The sequence below is a fragment of the Enterobacter adelaidei genome (assembly GCF_041937165.1).
Taxonomy (GTDB): domain Bacteria; phylum Pseudomonadota; class Gammaproteobacteria; order Enterobacterales; family Enterobacteriaceae; genus Enterobacter; species Enterobacter adelaidei.
Genome location: NZ_CP154354.1, coordinates 23,706 through 41,137, shown reverse-complemented (window position 1 = coordinate 41,137; position 17,432 = coordinate 23,706). Strand labels below are relative to the sequence as shown.

Sequence of the window (17,432 nt, the reverse complement as noted above, 5' to 3'; positions counted from 1 at the left end):
GGATTTCTCCCCTTTAGGGTGGGTTTAATGTCAGATCTGATTAAAGCTACTTTGTCCAAAACCTTTTAGAGGTTTAGGTATGTGAGCCAACTTACTTGTTGCTACCACTCTCATGTAGTCAAGAGGATGTTCTCTCCCTTCAATCATAATAGTATCGACAACAATATAACCGGAGACCATCAACTCATCACCCTGATTTATACCAGTGAAACAGGTTGAATACATTTCAGGCGACACCTTGATTTGAACTGAAAATTCTCTCTCAGTGATTTCACCATCAACTTCTGTCTTCATCCTATTTTTGAGCTTTATTAACAAACCTATACTCTGGTCAGTCATTTTTTTCTCCACAGCACTGATAACTATCCCGGACACTTTTACTTCATTGATATATTCAAGATATGACATTTTCCGCTCCTCGATTTGTTCAAAGAGAAGCCCCGTTAGGGTTCCCCCTTAACAGGATTAAATAAATTTATTAGTTACATACATGAACGTGCAGACTACCAAACAGGCAATTCCGGCAATATGTAACCAATTTCTTGTTGGTTTAGTTGGTGCAATCGCTAAAGAGTTCTCCAACTTCTCTGTTACAAGACGTCGATTCTCTGCTTTAGCCGCATCATCTAAATATTGAGTTTCACGCTTAGCGAGAGTCTCAATTTTCGATTTTATTGCATGGTCCCATCCTTTAGTTTCAAAAACGCTTAACTCACTAAAGGTGTGCGTCATGAGATCTTCTGGGAAACCCAGTTTTTTCATTAACGGACGAATGGTATCATACATTTTTTCTACATTTTCGTAGTGGGCCTTTACTGCGACATCAAAACGCTTACGTAAAGTTAATTTTTCACGTTTGCAAATGATGTCCGAAACCCAATTTATTAACTGCTCATTTTTGAGTTCACTGGCTTTTTCAAGTGAGTAATCCAGATTATCCACGTCAAGAAATGAATTTAATCCGTATTTTTCAAACTCCTCAACAAGATATTTATCCAGTTCAGTTAAGCTTTTAAAAAGTGGTACATCTGGGGAAGCTTTAAGAAGCTTATAAGCTCCTTCGAAATCAATTTTCTTGACCACGAGCTCCACAACATCCACATGATAATAGCTTGAATAAGCAGAAAGCTTTTCGGCCAACAAAGACACAGGCTTAAGAGACTTAAGTTCAATGATATTTGGGCCGTCCTCATTCAAAATAACAATCAGTTCATTATCACGTTCTGTATATTTCATCAGAACTTCTAAGAGCTGTTTGTTTAGCGCCTTATCCATCTCTGGAATAATTTCACTAAAGGTTTGATGAAGGGCTTTACTGCGAGCTTTATTTTTAGACATTTGGGGTCACCTATATATAGTAAGAAGGAAGAAACAAATTTTTGTTTCAACACGAAGGCAAAGCCTGTCATTCATCTCCCGTAAGCTATGAACCGCCTGATTTATACTATCTGGCATTAGAAGTACGCAACAAAAATAGCCCCAGGAGGAGCTAAATTAGTTACGGTTTGGTAAATTCAGATTGCCTTTTGCAGGCATGGGAAGTGCACCAGCGACAAAGGTGACATTTTGCCGGTGGTGTCTTACAGCTTGTTTAAGCTGGCCGCTTTTCACGGCTAAATCAACGCTTAACGCGAAAGTAACTTTAAGCAAAGTTACTCAAATTTGGGAGCTGATATTTAAGCTCATTGTTTTTATACTATAGCTTTAAGCATAAGTAAATGCCCATATCGAATTATTCTGTATAAAGTGGAGAAATTCGAATATTAGCTGCTTCTTTTATCTTTTCTTCACTGCATTCTCTTAAAAAGAAAGAAGGATCACCATACCACATTACAAAAAGTTGCTTTTCTGCACGCGTAAATCCAACATAAAGCAAACGTCTTTCTTCTTCTATTGCCTCCTCCCCAACTGATCTTTTACTTGGTATCTGATCCGCATTACAACTCATTATTATTACTTTATTCCACTCAAGACCCTTTGAACCATGCAAGGTTGATAGGACTACTTTCTCTGGGCTGTATTCCTCGTCCTTCTTCCTAGGGCCTAATGACATTGCAGCAGCACGATTTATCATATTCATCCAACCAGTCTTTTCTGCCCACTGTTTACAAGTGTCTAAAGCAATTTTTGTTAAGGTTGCTGTACCTTTATTACTCCTCATCTTGATTGACGACGATTCCATCCATTTCGTAAGGTTGGCGAAACGTTTTGCTATCTCAACTTTATCAGAACTTTCCTGGGTAAAGCGCACGAAGTTTGAATGTAATGTTTTTGTTTCGAGAGAACTGTCCTCCGGGATGGCAAGGTCGCCAAAAGTAACTTTTCTTCCTCTCATACTCAATGCCACTTCATCCAAAACTGATTCCTGTTCTCCAAACAATGCCAATACTCTCTTCATTAAGCGAGGATCATTTGATTGTCGGAAAAAGGCCATAAGGCTTAACACATCGCTTGTTTCTTTTTCATCCCAGAATGATTTACCTCCGTAACGAATTACTGGCTGTTCGATCAAACTTTCTAGCTCATCCAAGTGAGCATTATTGCGGCTTAGAATTGCCCATCCATGTGGATCCTGATTTATAAGGCTTAAAATACCCTGTATCTGTTCCTCCATATCTACATATGAACGAAAAGTGACCTTTCCCCCTCCCTTTTTTGCCGAGCGTAACTCTTTGGCATAACGGTAAACATTCTTTCCTATCAGTGCTCCGGCCACCTCTAAAATTTCAGGTTCACACCTAAAGCATGTGTTTAAGTAAAATATGTTAGGTCTGAAGTGTTTTTCAAACTGTTGAAATATTTTGACTCCTCCTGAGGATCTGAAGGAGTAGATGGCCTGATCATCGTCTCCAACTATACTCGTATAGACTCCAGCTCTTGTATGCAATGCTATCCATGAGAATTGTATAGAGTCAGTATCCTGAACTTCGTCTACTATCAAATGTGTCAAATCTAACGTGCGCATTTTTCCCGAATGCATTTGACCGACAACAAATTTTGAAAGAGCATTGAGGTCCGCCACATGGTCTTTCTGGCATAACGCCTGATAGGTATTAAACAAATGGATCTGTTGTCTGTTATGCCGAACTGAAATCACATCCGTATCCATTTCTCTGCCGATAGCATCAATAACGAATTCAGCTTCAGCAAACTTCATCGTTACACCGGATTCTTTCAAAGCCCGGTGAATGACAGATCTCTGTGCTGGCCCTATCAACATCTTTCCCGGCCAGCGAATCATGTCCAGTTGCTTCTTAACGAGTCCGTGAAAAGTATCCACCAGCACCCGGTCAAGATCCTTCTTGCTCAATCGCTTTTGTAACTTTGCTGCAAGTGCGTTTGTTGCAGCGCGAGTAAAGGTCACCATCCCGATTCTTGCATATGGATACTTTTTGAGAATCGATATAACCGCTTCTATCATGGTGAACGATTTGCCTGATCCAGGCGCTGCTATCACCATATTGTTTGCGCTAGCATTCTCGATAACAGGTCTTTGCTCTTCTGTTGGCTTACCCATTTCAACCTCATTACTTCGTTTTAATAATTATACATTTTTATAAAAGCGCTTTTCTTGTGTACTGCTGGTTCTACTGGAAATCACTTTTTTTCCTTTTTTATGCAATCAGGTTGTTTGTGAAACGCGTGACTATGGAATAATGGTTCCATCTCCAAAAGACATTACAAAAAGGGCTTTAAATGAAACTTTTACGTTTAGTATCTCTGGTCTCTTCTGTCGTCATTGGTTTTTCCCTATCGGGTTGTGCCGGTGACACCGGCACTACGCCAGGCACCGCTCTGAATGCGTACAGTCACGGCCAGTACTGGCATGCTAATGCAAATGATTCTGTCGCCAAGAATGCCTATTCGTTTGCTGGTTTCGACGTTAATTTTAAGGAGCAAGAGGTTACTCCTGGAGGGGATGCCGACAACTTTCTTTCTAAGTATCTCATCAATAGTTCGATGGGCTACGTAACAGGCGGTCTAAAAGGTTTTGGGATCATGAGCCTCAGCTCTTTGTACAGTTCTTCTGACGCCGAATACATCCAGGTCAATCAATACCTAGTGTTCGTCCCCAATCCAAAAAAATTGCCTTACAATGATGAAAGTTTGGTACGTGAGGGAGCTAAGTATGTTTTTGAGCATACAAAAGCAACTCAGGCCTCATTTGGATACAACCCTGAAAAACAGAAAGCAGCTCTGGCCACATGTAAAATTGATATGGCAGTCGTCAATAAATGGAGTACCTGTGATCTGCCCTCTAAGCCTGATGCTGATGTTTTCCCTACAGATTCAATGTACAGCTTTCAGGCGATTCGCCCCGCAACAGGAACCGAAATTCCTGAGCTAAACCTTCCCGCTGGTGATTACGCTGTAATTCGTTATGTGTTCATCCCATTTAAAGGAAACGAAACAAGCGCTGATTTTTCGGGTATCATTTTCCGTTCTGATAGCCCAAATACAACAACTCCAGGGGGTGTTGCAGCCTCCATCAACGGAAAAGATTATTACCTCTTTACCGGTGAATACGGTAAAAAAGGCTTCCCAGAAAAAACATTGAAAGCCAAGTAATTAAAAAAGGGGCCTAACGGCCCCTTCTTCAATATTTCGGCAACTGCTTGCCCGTAACCGGATCCAGCGTAGTTGAACCTACCTCACATATGGCCGGTCGAGGTAAATAGCTACAATCTACATTTTCCTCTTTTATAGCCTGAGCATTTTCTTGTCTGGCCTTTATCATATTTTCTTCACCGCCCATTGCTTCCTTGGTACGTTCTGATGGAAGTTGATAGTTCTCATTCTGGAATGGTAAGTTTTCCACAATTGATTCTTCGGAGAATTTTGAATATTGATCAGGAACTTCTCCTACCTGAACTGCATCATTAATCCACTCCGTCAGATCAATTTTATCGAAATCCAGTTGCTGTATTTGCTTTATTGATAGCCCCACGCAATTAGAGGCGACAGGGTCTATTCCTAATTGCGGATAAGCTTGTTGCATAATAACGCGTGACAACATGGAATTATAACAGCACATGTCTGTTGCTTTTTTAACGCATTTCTTTGTGAAACCAACATTCAGATATTTGACGCATCGTTCCGTATCTAATGTAAAACAGGATTTTTGATTCTTATGAATAGAAGCTTCCATCTCTTTCTGGTCGCATGCTACCAACATTTCTAAAAGCATTTTAGTGACCTGATAGGCTGTATAAATCCAACCGATCACGTTTAATGCAAGCATAAAGTTTTGAACCGCAGCCGAGAAGACAACCTCTCCTCCGGTAGTAGCAACGTTCTTAAAGACAAAGTCACGAACTGTATCTGGTAGCAATTCGTAGGCTTTCTTCATTGCCATCTGCTTAAGCTGACCTATACCGAAGCTGGACATTGTTTCCTGTGCCAACTGGCCAGCACCTCCTGCCCCTCCAGAAGTTGCGGAAGACCCAACTGCCCTGCTTAGATTACCAGCGACGTTTTCATATACGCTCGTTAAGGAGCTCGTGACGTTGTTCCACATTTGCCCTACTGTTTTACCAGCTGATGCAGTCCACTCTCCGACCGCATTAGACATAGAAGCCCATGTACCTGTATCACCGCCGGTCCATTTTATTAGCTGAGCATTAACTCTGGTCCAGTTTGTGTTTCTGATCATAGATCCGGCAAGCATGATACCTTCAAGTGCTCCTGCGGTTCCCTGTGGTGCTTCGCAGCAGTCCGTCTTTGCCAGGCCATTTACAAAGCCTACTGAACGACCACACCATTCAGGTTTTCCTTCAAAGACGGAACATGAATTGGCATCGTTAGGGTCTTCGCATTTGGCTTCGCCCTGCATGTACTGAACCATGTTTGAATAAGCCGCAACTTTTCCAAAATCGTTGTTCTCTTCCTTTGGCCCAGTTTCGCATGTTCCACCTGAACATGGGATCATGCCAACACAGGCATTTGTAGAAGATTCAACCTCCCGAACTACATCCTTCCCTCTGTCACAGGTGTATTTCTGTTCATACATGTAGCAACTGTTAGTGCCCTCATCGAACCAACCCTCTGCACATGTTTGTTTATCGAGTACACATGCTGCATCATTTTTATAAGCACTACATGCATCAGGCATACTCTTTATTTCTTCATAGTTGTAACAGAGGTCCTTTCCATTAGCGTCTTTCATAATTTTTCCACTAGCGTCATAAGAGCAAATTTTGTCTTTGGCCAATGGATCACAAAAGTAGCCTTCAAGGTTTGTCTTCCAGGTAAGAAATCCTTTATCACCTTCATACAGAGGCTTTGCCAATGAAAGCACGCTTTCCGGAAGCCGTTTTGTGCCAACATCCATATCTTTAAACCGATCGAAACGGCAGAATGTATTCGGAGCTTGTACAGCATCGTAACAACCAGCTGGTTCCTGGACGTGCTTATCTTCGAGCTTCATATTTTCAAAAGTCAGCTCAACCTCAAAATACCCTTCACCCTTCCCACCAACCCATACTCTGGATGCCATTGTCACTTCTCGATCAGGCTCCTCATACACCGATTTTCTGACCTTATCAGTCACATCGTAAACCTTGTCGAGTTTCCACGATTTTTTTAACTCCCAAGATCCCTTAGGAGCCGGATAGTCACTTTCTCGATATGCACCATCTATGTGAGCAAAAATCTGCGTGCCATCAAGTGTTACCCGCATGTGGTCATCCCACTCCGCGTTAACAATCTTTGCTGAGGCCAATTTTGCATCCGGATGGAATTTTAATGTCAGTTCGTTATCATATACCCCGTCACTCCAGTAGTTGTCATCACGGCGACCAAACCATATACGCACACAATTATCGCCGCACATCGACATGTCTCCGTTTCCGCCTGAAATGTAAACAGGGACTGAAAAATCACGGGTTATCGTGCAGCTGCTGAAGTTATCTTGCTTAGGCGAGTTACAGTAGAACTCTTTGTAATCAGGATAGTGTGTGGTTACTGTTTTTTTAGAGGTCTCAACATTACAGTTCTGAAGCCAGTTTCCAGTACCAGCAACAGCATTTGTTATCTCATTTCTCCCCGCAGTAAACATGGGATCGTTAGGCTTTATAGATGATGCCGGGTTGTCCTTGTTAGCATTTACGAGGGTGCGGTAGGCAACGCCATCATAACTTTGAGCATCAAATAACTGGCTTTTCCGATTCTTTATATCGTTTACAAAGCCATCCTCATCCCCATAACGATCTGCGGCATTGAACTTAATATCGCTGTGCTTTTGCTCTGAGCTGAAAATCTCTCCGGTATTTGTTTTGGTTCCAGGAGTAGTATTGGGATTACTGCTTATACCAATGTTGCCATTAGCATCCCGAGAGAGCAGCTTTGCCCCTTCCTTGGTATAGTTTGAATTGATTGTCCCTCCAGACATACTCGGCAGTTGTACGGCGCTACCAATGGACTTTCCATCGGATGCGGCATTTTTCATGACACTTTCATTTGAGTTCCCTGCCCCATACTTTCCGAGATTAAGATTAGCGGATTCGGCTTTACCCACGTATTTCTCGGTGATCTTCCCACTGACATTCTCGCCTGAATCCGCATTCTTGTACTTCTCAACAATGTCCTGAGCACTGGTTGTCGCATTGCGATTTGCGTTAGGATTAGCAAGATTAAAGTTACTTTCGAGCTGGTCAAATATAGCGTCTGCCGCATAAATACGAGGAGTCATTACCATATTTATGAGAGAGATATAAAAAGCCCAACTCATAGTATTGGCAATCATTGATGCAATAATAGTTGAAGCTATCGTTTTTCTAAGTTTCATTATTTTTACCCTTAGAAATCAAGCGCCTGGTATATATCTGACGCAACAGTCATTGTAACGCCACAACATATAGACATAATTATCATTGCCTATTTTTTTGCGCCCACCTTTAAGGGTTGACCAGTCATGTACCGAATCACCAAGACGATGACAGCAATCCGGCCCTTTCGCCTCAGGAGTTGGGAAAAGCATTGAAAGCCGATACTGGGAACGAGGTGTAAAGTATTCCCACGTTTTCTCACACATTGCGTCTGCTCCCATCGTTCGCATCAGCATTCCCTGGCGATGTAGTTTAGTCAGAAGACGCTGGGTTATCAGTGAACTCGTCCTTACAGCGTCATCATTTGCGTAAATGTGGCCGGTTAATGGATAAAGGTTGCCATCGCATCCGGCACAAAAGTATGCAGCGAGATTATCCTTTCCTGCTGTTACTGCTACACAGTCAGCAGCGCACACCATTGAGGCAATTGGGTTTGCAAAAACTACTGCCTCTGGATTCAGGACGAGTGTAAGCAGATCACTTTCCCACATAGGGTCCACTTCGCTTATATAGGTCAGGCTGGCATCTATATAGGGTTCAGCAGTGCACTCGCCAATAATCAGTAATTTGAGCATTGTCATGATTGGGAACTCCCAAAGATGAACATCGTAAAATCCGGCTTCAGTTGCTGTCATTGGCTGATTTGTGTTGCTTTTACCAATATCAAACTGCGATTTTTGAAGCATCGTGCCTTCAAGAAAGGGGCTGCACCAGGGGCTCTTTACAACTTCTACAATCTTCACCGGCTGAAAGAAGCTCAATTGCCAACCTATTTCCGGTACGCCGTTCTGATCTGTGCAGTAGCAACCCGGACGTGAAGGAGCAGCGCCTTCTGGAGCTGCCCCTATGCCCATTATCCTCATGGGAAAAATGCAGCTCCAACAGATATTCTTAATCAAGCCCTGCCACACTCCAGCTGACTGACACATAGCCCCAGGGACTCCAGCATCTGCTGCCATAGCCATACCCGGTATAGAAAGCGAAAGCATAACTGCTACAATGAACTCTAAAAGTAACTTTTTGAATTTTTTCACCATCATGCTCACTTGGATGTAATAAATGTTGCAACACTTTCGATATAGTCGACGGCTTTGGTAAAATAACTTCTCATCTGGTCCGGATAATTTAGCGTCAGCCATGTTGCAAAGAGAGCGCCTATAATAAATCCGAGTTTCATCTTATTTTTCCTCTGAAAGATTTGGGGCTCCGATACCACGGACTTCTGCCTCGCTAAACAGGGTGATCCGGAATTTATCTTGGTCAGTAGTTATAAGCGCAGGTGTGTTTTTAATCTGAAAGCGTGAGATGATCTGTTCGTTAACTTTAAACACCTTACCGTTAAATTTTTCACGTAAATCATTTAGGTGATCCCATCCATTATCTTTTTGGATACGGGTAAACATTGGCATTACTTTTCCACTACCCAGACGTTGTCGATACTGCTGCTCAGCCCATACCAGCTGGCCCGGATTGAGTGGATCGAAAATTATCATCGTCAGGTTTTGAGGAAATCTCGAAAGTGGATTAATCAACTCACCGGCGGAAGCTATTACACGGCCCTGCTTATCTTTTACGTCCTGAGTGACCCTCACTGTAGGGTCAATTAAAAATTCTTTGTGTTCCTGGGCAGGAGGGAGGTCGACCATCCATTGATTTTTCCATGTGTCAGAAACGGCCCTTTTTTTTGCACCTTCCCAGTCATATTTTTGTGCACGTTCTTCCAGTTCTTTAATGATGCTCTTTTCTTCAACGGGATAAGTGGTACCAGCAACCGGGAAAATATCCTGATCGGGTTTTTTAGCAAGTTCTCGCTGAAAAAACTCAACGTTGAAGGAGCCTACCATTTTTGCAAAACGAGCTTGCTCCCTAGAAATAATTGTCGGTACTTGAGTTACTTGATACTGACTGAAGCTATCAGGATCAATTGTAATCAAAGGAGATTCAAATTTTCCTTTGACAATCATTTGGTTTATTGCTGCCTGTGTCTCTGGTAGCCGAGTAGTTCCTTTCTTTAGACCATTGAAAACTACACGAGCTTTATGCTCTGAGGCCGTACGTAGAAGGTCTTCCAGTACATAATCCGGCAAGCTAAATGAAGCAAAGATCGTTATTCCATTTTCAGTTGATAGTGCTTCTTCACGTGTGCTATCCATTTTTCTTTCGAAGTCAGCAGCTGTGATGCCCGAGGAACCAAACAATTTTTCGATATTTTTAGATTGTCCTCGCATGACTTCCGGCTTATTTTCCACAGCTTTCAGAGCCGCTTCATTAAGGCTGGCGTTTTCTTGAATTTCATCACGTCTTCTAATTATATCGTTGACAGCTTCAGAGTTATTACTTTGGGCCCTGATAGCCTGGGTATGGTCTATAACTGCTTGAACACTATCCGCATTCATACCGGGGACGTAACCACGGTTTATTTGCTTGCTCAGGTCCTGGTTTTTTTGGAGTGCTTCAGCTTGCGCTATGTACTTCTGCACATCTGGTGATTTTAGCGTAGCATCAAGGCTAAGAGCCCCATCTGGCTGCTGTGCACCTTTAGCCTGTGCCCCAAGCCCTTTTGCTTGCTGAGCGATTAGGTCAGCATCATGTTGATACTCAGTGCTTGCATTTGTATTACTTAAAACTGCACATAACGCAAGTCCAGGAAGTATTGGTAAATATTTTTTATTTACATTAAAAGATCGCATATGTTTTCCCAATTACTGAATTCAGCTTTACTGTTCCCCAAAAACGGGAATCCCATGAGTGATCGGTTTGCCCAATTAGGAAAACTTCGCCTTCAGGAATTATCAATTCTTTTTCAATCAAAATGGACGGAATATTGTATTTCTTCGAAATACGACGTGCATTAGCTTCAAAAAATTTGTCCCCGTTATAAACCCCATCCATTGTTACTTTAAGTTTGTCACCGCCCACACCGGCAACAATTTTTATGACTCGTTCATTTTCTGGGATAAAACGTACCGATTTCGGCATGTTAAATGCTATGAGTTCACCAGTTTTAATACTTTTATCCGAATGATCAATCATATAAAAATCAGCAGGCAGGCACCCATTCAATAAACCGTATCCAAATGTATAACGGGTGAAAAAGACACACATAACGAGAATCAGCAATAAAATATTAAGGGGGACATACCAATCCAGTATAAGCAGCCCTCTCTTTTTAGGTATGTAGTCGCTCATATTTTTCTCACTGGCACTGAAGAATATTTTTACTAGGCAGATGCACCTCTATCCAAGTAATTATTATCCATGTTTTTCAACGCTCGGAAGTCTGCAAACCAACCTAATATTCACCTATAAGAATGTTAATTCCTCAGCATGTATACGCAGCTTTGTTAGCGGCCATGAAAGATGCCTTTGGAGCAAAGTTACTTTCCGACATTAATTTTTCAAAGGTCCAATTATTGGGTATAAAAAAGCCGGGACATAATGTCCCGGCTTTATATTTAAAAATTAACTACTCACTGCTTGGTATTGATACAGTGTTTTCAGACTTACTTGCCTCTTCAGCCGGTCCGAAAACTGTCACGTGCTGTGTTGCAAAGTCTCCACTATCATCATAAGCAATTACTTTTATGTCCTGCTTACCACGGTTAAGGTTTTTAGAAAGTGTAGCCGTACTACCGAAAACGTTCCTTAATTCGCCGTTGATGAACCATTCATATCTAACCATTTTTCCATCAGTATCATCACATTTATTGGTAAAGCTCCAGCTTAGGTTGGTTTCCGTGTAGCTCAATGTACAATTAGGCACTGCGTTTTTAACGACATCAAACTCAACAGATGCTGAACCTCTCTGTCCAAGTTTACTAACAACATCAATTGTAATCTCGTATTTCTTTTCTTTTAAACCCGAGATCAGTTGAGCCCAATAATTTTTGCCGCTGGGTATTACTTCACCGTTCACCTTGTATGTGACCGTATCTATCGAGTCCGCCGAATGAGATAGCTTGATGTTTGACCTTAAGGTTACATCGAGTGGAGCTCTCATATATTTGTTAGAGAACTTGGGTGTCATCTCAACGTTCATTGGCGTTTGTTCATCGACAACAAAGGTATTTTCGATACGCTGTTCATTGTTTCGGTTATCTTTGAAAACAACCATCAATGTATATTTGCCAGGATTTTCAATTGTAAATTCTTTGGTGTCACCTTCATCTTTAGTGATTACCAGATTCTCTTTGTCGTAGATCCATTCACGGGAATAAGTAACACCAGGATAGTCTCCATCCTTAATACCGCTCAACGCAACGCGTAGGGTGGTCGGTGCCATGTCGTATTTAAGTTTGGAGCTTATTTTCATCTCGGGAAATTTATAAACCCACGATTTGACAGAAACTCTACGGGTAGAAACCGTATTCTCCTTATTGTCCGCTAACCATGCACTGTATTCAAAAGCAGCATATCCCTGTTTATCCAACATTTGCTCAGTAAGGGTAACAGACAGTGAAGAGCCCTTAAATGTCTGGCCATCCGGTGTTTTCCATTCTTCAACTACGTTATTACCATTCTGGTACTTACTGTTAGGGTTCGTGAACTTACCTTCCAAAGTAACTTTTTGACCAACCTCTACCTTTGAAACCCCCGTTACCGAGACAGAAAGGCGCTTGGGTTTTGCGGCTGCCAACCGAGCAGACGTTTCCTTCCATGAAGACTCCTCTGCCAGTTCATCGGAATCAAGGTAACGCATCCGGGCATAAATCGTAGACGGTAGGGTATCAGCTGAAGCCACAGTGTAAGTTGTATCTCCCTGCACCCAGTTGACTTTATCCTCTGACCAGAGAACCTCAGCGGTGCCTGCTGGTATAGGTTCATCGTTATCAAGCAGGGTTACAGGTATATCTGAGCCCTGAAGAATGTCTGTAACATCTATACTGAGCTTAGGCTGCTTGTAGGTAACTACCGTTAAGGCATCTGTGTAGGAAATCTTGGATGTGAATTTATTAGTCATTTTTGCCCTATAAAGCCACTTTCCTACTTCTGTCTTTTTGATACTTACACTTCTCTTTCCGGTCATGTCGGAAAGCATGGTCCAGGTTTGACCATTATCAGAGGACTGCTGCCATTCGGTGGGGGCGAGTGCATCAGAGTTAGCCGTACTGGCAGATTTGAAGCTTACCAGAGTACTAAGTGGGATCCTTCCGATAATAAGGCTTTTCGACAGGTTACCCTCCAGTTCCTCACCTTTATAGATTCGAATGCCTACAGCACTGGTCTCACGTTTCATTTCAAAATCAGAGAATGGCGATCTGACCTTAGCCACACCAACCAGACGCATATTACCCAGATCCATATTTTCAATTTTAATCTTGGTTTCGACAATGCCCGCATCATTGACCGGCAATGCTTCAGTCAGCGCAGTTCTTTCGTATGTAGTTTTATAACGGCCTGTTTCTGGATCTTTGCCGTATACACTTTTTTGAGAGTATATCGTGACGTCCCATTCTCCCATTGTTTTACGGTCAAATGCACTTTTACGTGTGGAGTTGTTATAACGCCCCACTGTTACCTTTAAGGGCACTTCAAGAGATGTGGCTGTTTTTTTGTCATCCACTTCCATCGATGCTCGAATATTGAAATCAGGCACCGTATATACGTTGAGGGTGTCTGTAGTTCTTAATTCTGGATCCTTTGAGTATTCTACAGCTATGTCAAAGACGTTCTTTGTCCACAATGGTGCAGCAGCAACCTTGACCCTTTGTACAAAGGTCGTTGCATCGTTGTTTGAGGAACGATTTTTAAATGACGTTTTGACAGCCTCAGAGCCGTTTTGAGAGACGATCATCGTAACGTCAGCTGGTACCACCTTCGCTAATATTCGAGCGGCCTCCCCCCCGGTCGTATAAGCCAGAGCAGTGTTCGGATTGATGCCTGCTATGACTTTATTCTTTTTGTAAGAGATGATCGGGTTGTATGGTAATTGTGTGGTCAGAGTACGGCGATTCCTTGCGGAAACCGCTTTAGAGCCCTTCCCGTTAATCATATAGACTTGATAGTCGAGCAGATTCTCACCTGTTTTATTAAAGAATCCAGTTAGACCCGGGGTACGTCCTTTAAAATAGAACTCCAACCCATCAGGGACATTGTTCCACTGAGGGTAGCATGCTGTAACATCTGATTTTTCCCCATACCAGGCGAGGTAAGCATTCGCATTTTCCTCTGTGGTAAACAGAGTGCATTTATCACCAGCTGTTTGACTAAGCAGGTCCGTATACTGACGTACGCGCGAGTAAAGAGTTACGTTTTTTTCCAGATTCTTAAGAGTGAATCCAGTAGGTTGATAAGTGAACACGGTACTGAAATTTACGTTTTTTCCATAAAGGTTTTCAGCCACCACAGTAATCTCGTGATCCGAATTAACTGCTAAATCGTCTCCAACCGGCAGGTAGTAAATACCTTTATAATTTGTAGGTGTTAACGAAACTACTTTGTTGTCTATTGTTACTGATTTTATGTCAGCAACCCCAGCCTGCCCCTGGAAAGCTGCAACGATAATCTCGTTCAGGAAGTATACGGGTGCTCGTTTAGTTAATACCTGCCCATCTTTGAGAACCATAAGCGTTGGGTTATCAGACAGCATCAGTTTGCTTTCAGGCTCAGTGTACGTAGAAGAGTTTTTGCTCGTATTTTCTACTGTAAAAGTCGCTGCGTAGGACCCGTTTATAAGATCCGTTAAGTCAAAGATATAGAGGTACTCATCACCGACTTTTTGAGGTCCACTTACCGGCTGTAAAGTTCTACGTAAAGGGGTTGCCCAGGACTGTTTGAAATCAATCTCAGTGCCATCATCTAAAGTCACTTTAGTCGTCGGCTTAAACACGCCATCCGGAGTCATAGTGAGCGACATAGCTGTTGGGAGCCACCATTCACCTTCTGTTTCTTGCTGGGGTACCTTAACGGCCACAGCAACGGTTTTGGCTCCGGTATAGATGTCCTGGCCACCTACTTTGATTGTTTTAGCCTCATCGGTAAAATTCCAAAGTGTATGGTCTACTACAGGAGGCCGATAATCCCAGTTAACAACAAGCTTTTTGGATTCAGGAGGTGCGAAATAATTATTCTTAGAGTTTGCTGTAATTGTGATATCACGTGAACCCAAAAGTTCATCTGTATCACTGGCCTTAATGCTTCCAACTTCAATGGTACAGGAAGTTCCGCCAATAGGTACTTCACAGGCGGAGCCTGAACCTATTGAGATGTATTGAATATAATTGCGGGGTTCAACAGAAACAGCGATATCTTTGATCGCTTCATCCTTTAAATACGATTTGAAAGAAAAGCCGTCATAGACTAATCCGTTCAGGGATGATTTAAGACCGGTGATAGTTGGTTTTACCGGTGCCACACTTTTGATTGAATATTCACCTTTTACTATTTCAACTTTTTTCCGTTCAGAACCAGAGAAGTAAGAAATCTTGTAAGGTAGTTTTAAATCACCGGTGGTGTTGGGAACGCCTGAAAGAGTGAAGCCGTTAGAAGTTAATCCCAAGGTATTGGGTAACCACTCAAAAAAACAAACGAGGTTATCAACAGAGGAAGTCGCTCGATCATCAACCGTTACATTACAGGCTGTGCCTGCACCTGAGGCAGTGATAGTGTTAGAATTAACGTATGCAACAAAGTCGCCCGGCCCCGGGTCAAAGGATACGGCTGGCAAATCAGCCTGTAGCTTTCCTGAAATCATAATCGCTTCAGCATAGACCGCTTTAATCGGAGCAATTAAAGAAAACAACAGGGCTAAACCTAAACCTGATTTTCTCATGACGAATACCTGTTTTTCTGAGCAAAATTAAACTCACTTTACGATGAAAAACAGAAATATCCGTCCGTATAACATTTAAAAAAACCTGTATTTTTCCGTATATTCCGTATGTTAATGCGCTATTTTGAATTCTTGGCTTCAGATAAGCGAAGCGCGGTAATTATAGACTCGGAGCTTACCCAGGGCGTTTTTTGAGCAAGATATCCAAGTATGTAGAGGCCAATTTTAACGCAATCCATTTGTGAGACGGGGACCATGTGCATGAAGGGTTTTAAGCCATCTTTATCGACTGGAACTATCCCTGCGGATAACAACAAACCGCCCCTCTCGTTTGGGGTAACGCTTATATTTTTGTATACGACGTGGCCATGATGTGAGGTTTTCCTCTTATCAATCTTTAAAGTATGCATGATTCTAAGAAATACAGATGCCATCTGCATAACTTCATTCGTCGACAATTTTAGAAGTACAGAACGGTTTGAGCCCCAGTCATAATCTTTTTTTGCGTTCCTTGGAGCGACGTGCAATGTAAGATAATAATTATCAATCTCATTTGAAAAAGGTGAAGGTTTTGATGAGCTAACATCTTCATTGTTCATCTCAATGACAAGGGCTGCATCCTGACCAAATGCTTTAACATTATGGTTTTTAAGAGCGAAGTCTGAAGTTGCCATATAAAAAGTCACTTTTGATAAAACCACATACCGCCTAATGATTCATCATCGGCAAGATGCTTGAAATTTGATAGTGTAAATCCTGTTTTGGTTTCAGAAATCACCAGGCTGTAAGATGCCGTATGTACAAGGCGAGAATTGTTTAGATCAAGATCATCACAAAAACCAGGGCTTTTGACGGGGTCAGCCTTTTCAACAAAAGTTACTTTTGAAGCGATGCCGTTGATCACGATTTTCTCGTTATCAGCAATTTTAATGTTTAAAGAAGGCGAGCTTTTATCACATGGCAGGAAGAGTGATGTCTTTTTAAATGTGTTTCCAGTGAAGTCCAAAAGGTCAGGTTTAACCGGAACATTGTTTAGGATTTTATAAACTCCAGCAAATGCACATAACACAACAAAACCAGATAAAACATATCTAATCTTAGACTTCATCCCCCAGTTCCTCTCCTAAAAGTTTTAACGCGCTTACGCACATAAGCCTCAACTGATACAGTAAGTTATCAGCGGTTATTCCACCAACGAAGGTAACTGTACGTCGTATTGATGCTCCGCCAGGCTCGCACTGGATATGGCCAATACCAGAATCACGGAGGAAGTCATTTTCTGCACTTACAAGGTCTGACTCTACAGGTGGAATGATAACTTCAATGAGTATTGTATCAACTGGGGCCCACTCCCAATCGAACTTAAGAGAGGAAATTGGGGATATAGAAACAAGAAGCTCATCAATATTAAAAATTACGGGTTTTATTCCCATAACCTCAGACTGAATGAAGTGGCTTTCTACCATAACTACCGGAAACTCTGAAATAGTCAGAACTCCGATTAACTGGTCTCGGCGTAAACCATGTATTAGTGAGTTGCGAGATAGCATTCGATCAGCCTTTATTATAATAATCAATCATTTGGGACAAGGACAAAAGGGATTACAGAAACGAAGATTCTACATGAACATCGTTGTCAGTGACCTTAGGTCCATCGGGTATAAGGGTATCAAAAAATCCTTACATAACCATTAAACCACAAAGACTTTTTACGTAAAATAATAATTAAGTACCAGATTTATTAAGATAATTCTTAGGTTTTTTACAAATTTAGGAAAAATCCGCACTTCCTGTAACAGCATCCAAATTAACCTAAAATACCGTTTCATTAACAG

12 protein-coding genes are annotated in these 17,432 nt (G+C 41.9%); 1 reads left to right on the top strand and 11 read right to left on the bottom strand.

Going from position 1 to position 17,432, the window contains the following annotated elements:
• Positions 1-30 precede the first annotated feature (30 nt).
• The 3 genes from AAHF05_RS22645 to trhI all read right to left on the bottom strand — a co-directional run bounded on the left by AAHF05_RS22645 (position 31) and on the right by trhI (position 3,517).
• A complete protein-coding gene (locus AAHF05_RS22645) occupies positions 31-408 on the bottom strand; it encodes a hypothetical protein (RefSeq protein ID WP_000120822.1) in 378 nt (125 codons plus the stop codon).
• A 57-nt stretch (positions 409-465) separates the two neighbouring features.
• Positions 466-1,338, bottom strand: a complete 873-nt coding sequence (locus AAHF05_RS22640; RefSeq protein ID WP_000041927.1) for a hypothetical protein — start codon at positions 1,336-1,338, stop codon at positions 466-468.
• A gap of 394 nt (positions 1,339-1,732) precedes the next feature.
• The gene (gene trhI / locus AAHF05_RS22635; RefSeq protein ID WP_000517885.1) at positions 1,733-3,517 is read right to left on the bottom strand and encodes an IncHI-type conjugal transfer helicase TrhI; all 1,785 of its coding nucleotides are present in this window, start codon (positions 3,515-3,517) and stop codon (positions 1,733-1,735) included.
• 179 nt (positions 3,518-3,696) lie between these two features.
• Between trhI and AAHF05_RS22630 the strand changes: the two genes are divergently transcribed.
• A complete protein-coding gene (locus AAHF05_RS22630; protein WP_000771834.1) occupies positions 3,697-4,569 on the top strand; it encodes a hypothetical protein in 873 nt (290 codons plus the stop codon).
• A 28-nt stretch (positions 4,570-4,597) separates the two neighbouring features.
• On the opposite strand, the gene trhN is transcribed toward AAHF05_RS22630, so the two are convergent.
• The 8 genes from trhN to hdtA form a co-directional block, all read right to left on the bottom strand.
• Positions 4,598-7,786 (bottom strand): IncHI-type conjugal transfer protein TrhN, encoded by a 3,189-nt coding sequence (gene trhN / locus AAHF05_RS22625; protein ID WP_000776701.1) that lies wholly within the window; start codon positions 7,784-7,786, stop codon positions 4,598-4,600.
• Positions 7,787-7,804: 18 nt separating this feature from the next.
• Positions 7,805-8,860: an IncHI-type conjugal transfer protein TrhU gene (trhU, locus tag AAHF05_RS22620; RefSeq protein ID WP_181231580.1), complete on the bottom strand. Its 1,056-nt coding sequence runs from the start codon at positions 8,858-8,860 to the stop codon at positions 7,805-7,807.
• A 144-nt stretch (positions 8,861-9,004) separates the two neighbouring features.
• Positions 9,005-10,516 (bottom strand): TrbC family F-type conjugative pilus assembly protein, encoded by a 1,512-nt coding sequence (locus AAHF05_RS22615; protein WP_001256132.1) that lies wholly within the window; start codon positions 10,514-10,516, stop codon positions 9,005-9,007.
• Positions 10,503-11,015 carry an IncHI-type conjugal transfer protein TrhF gene (gene trhF, locus AAHF05_RS22610; RefSeq protein ID WP_001286760.1) on the bottom strand — a complete coding sequence of 171 codons (513 nt, stop codon included), beginning with the start codon at positions 11,013-11,015 and terminating at the stop codon, positions 10,503-10,505. The genes AAHF05_RS22615 and trhF overlap by 14 nt, the downstream gene beginning before the upstream one ends.
• Positions 11,016-11,292: 277 nt before the next feature.
• Entirely contained in the window at positions 11,293-15,597 is a 4,305-nt protein-coding gene (gene rsp, locus AAHF05_RS22605; protein ID WP_001232109.1) for an IncHI-type conjugal transfer protein RSP, read from the bottom strand.
• Between the two features lie 119 nt (positions 15,598-15,716).
• Positions 15,717-16,271 (bottom strand): plasmid transfer protein, encoded by a 555-nt coding sequence (locus AAHF05_RS22600; protein ID WP_000235773.1) that lies wholly within the window; start codon positions 16,269-16,271, stop codon positions 15,717-15,719.
• 8 nt (positions 16,272-16,279) lie between these two features.
• Complete coding sequence (locus tag AAHF05_RS22595) at positions 16,280-16,705, bottom strand: hypothetical protein (protein WP_000836981.1); 426 nt, start codon at positions 16,703-16,705, stop codon at positions 16,280-16,282.
• Positions 16,695-17,147: a H transfer determinant A gene (gene hdtA / locus AAHF05_RS22590; protein ID WP_000952689.1), complete on the bottom strand. Its 453-nt coding sequence runs from the start codon at positions 17,145-17,147 to the stop codon at positions 16,695-16,697. Before hdtA ends, AAHF05_RS22595 begins: the two co-directional genes overlap by 11 nt.
• Between the last annotated feature and the right edge of the window lie 285 nt (positions 17,148-17,432).

Bases quoted from the DNA above. Each gene is read 5' to 3' on its own strand.
- AAHF05_RS22645 (WP_000120822.1), bottom strand. From the start codon at position 408: ATGTCATATCTTGAATATATCAATGAAGTAAAAGTGTCCGGGATAGTT.
- AAHF05_RS22640 (WP_000041927.1), bottom strand. From the start codon at position 1,338: ATGTCTAAAAATAAAGCTCGCAGTAAAGCCCTTCATCAAACCTTTAGT.
- trhI (WP_000517885.1), bottom strand. From the start codon at position 3,517: ATGGGTAAGCCAACAGAAGAGCAAAGACCTGTTATCGAGAATGCTAGC.
- AAHF05_RS22630 (WP_000771834.1), top strand. From the start codon at position 3,697: ATGAAACTTTTACGTTTAGTATCTCTGGTCTCTTCTGTCGTCATTGGT.
- trhN (WP_000776701.1), bottom strand. From the start codon at position 7,786: ATGAAACTTAGAAAAACGATAGCTTCAACTATTATTGCATCAATGATT.
- AAHF05_RS22615 (WP_001256132.1), bottom strand. From the start codon at position 10,516: ATGCGATCTTTTAATGTAAATAAAAAATATTTACCAATACTTCCTGGA.
- trhF (WP_001286760.1), bottom strand. From the start codon at position 11,015: ATGAGCGACTACATACCTAAAAAGAGAGGGCTGCTTATACTGGATTGG.
- rsp (WP_001232109.1), bottom strand. From the start codon at position 15,597: ATGAGAAAATCAGGTTTAGGTTTAGCCCTGTTGTTTTCTTTAATTGCT.
- AAHF05_RS22600 (WP_000235773.1), bottom strand. From the start codon at position 16,271: ATGGCAACTTCAGACTTCGCTCTTAAAAACCATAATGTTAAAGCATTT.
- AAHF05_RS22595 (WP_000836981.1), bottom strand. From the start codon at position 16,705: ATGAAGTCTAAGATTAGATATGTTTTATCTGGTTTTGTTGTGTTATGT.
- hdtA (WP_000952689.1), bottom strand. From the start codon at position 17,147: ATGCTATCTCGCAACTCACTAATACATGGTTTACGCCGAGACCAGTTA.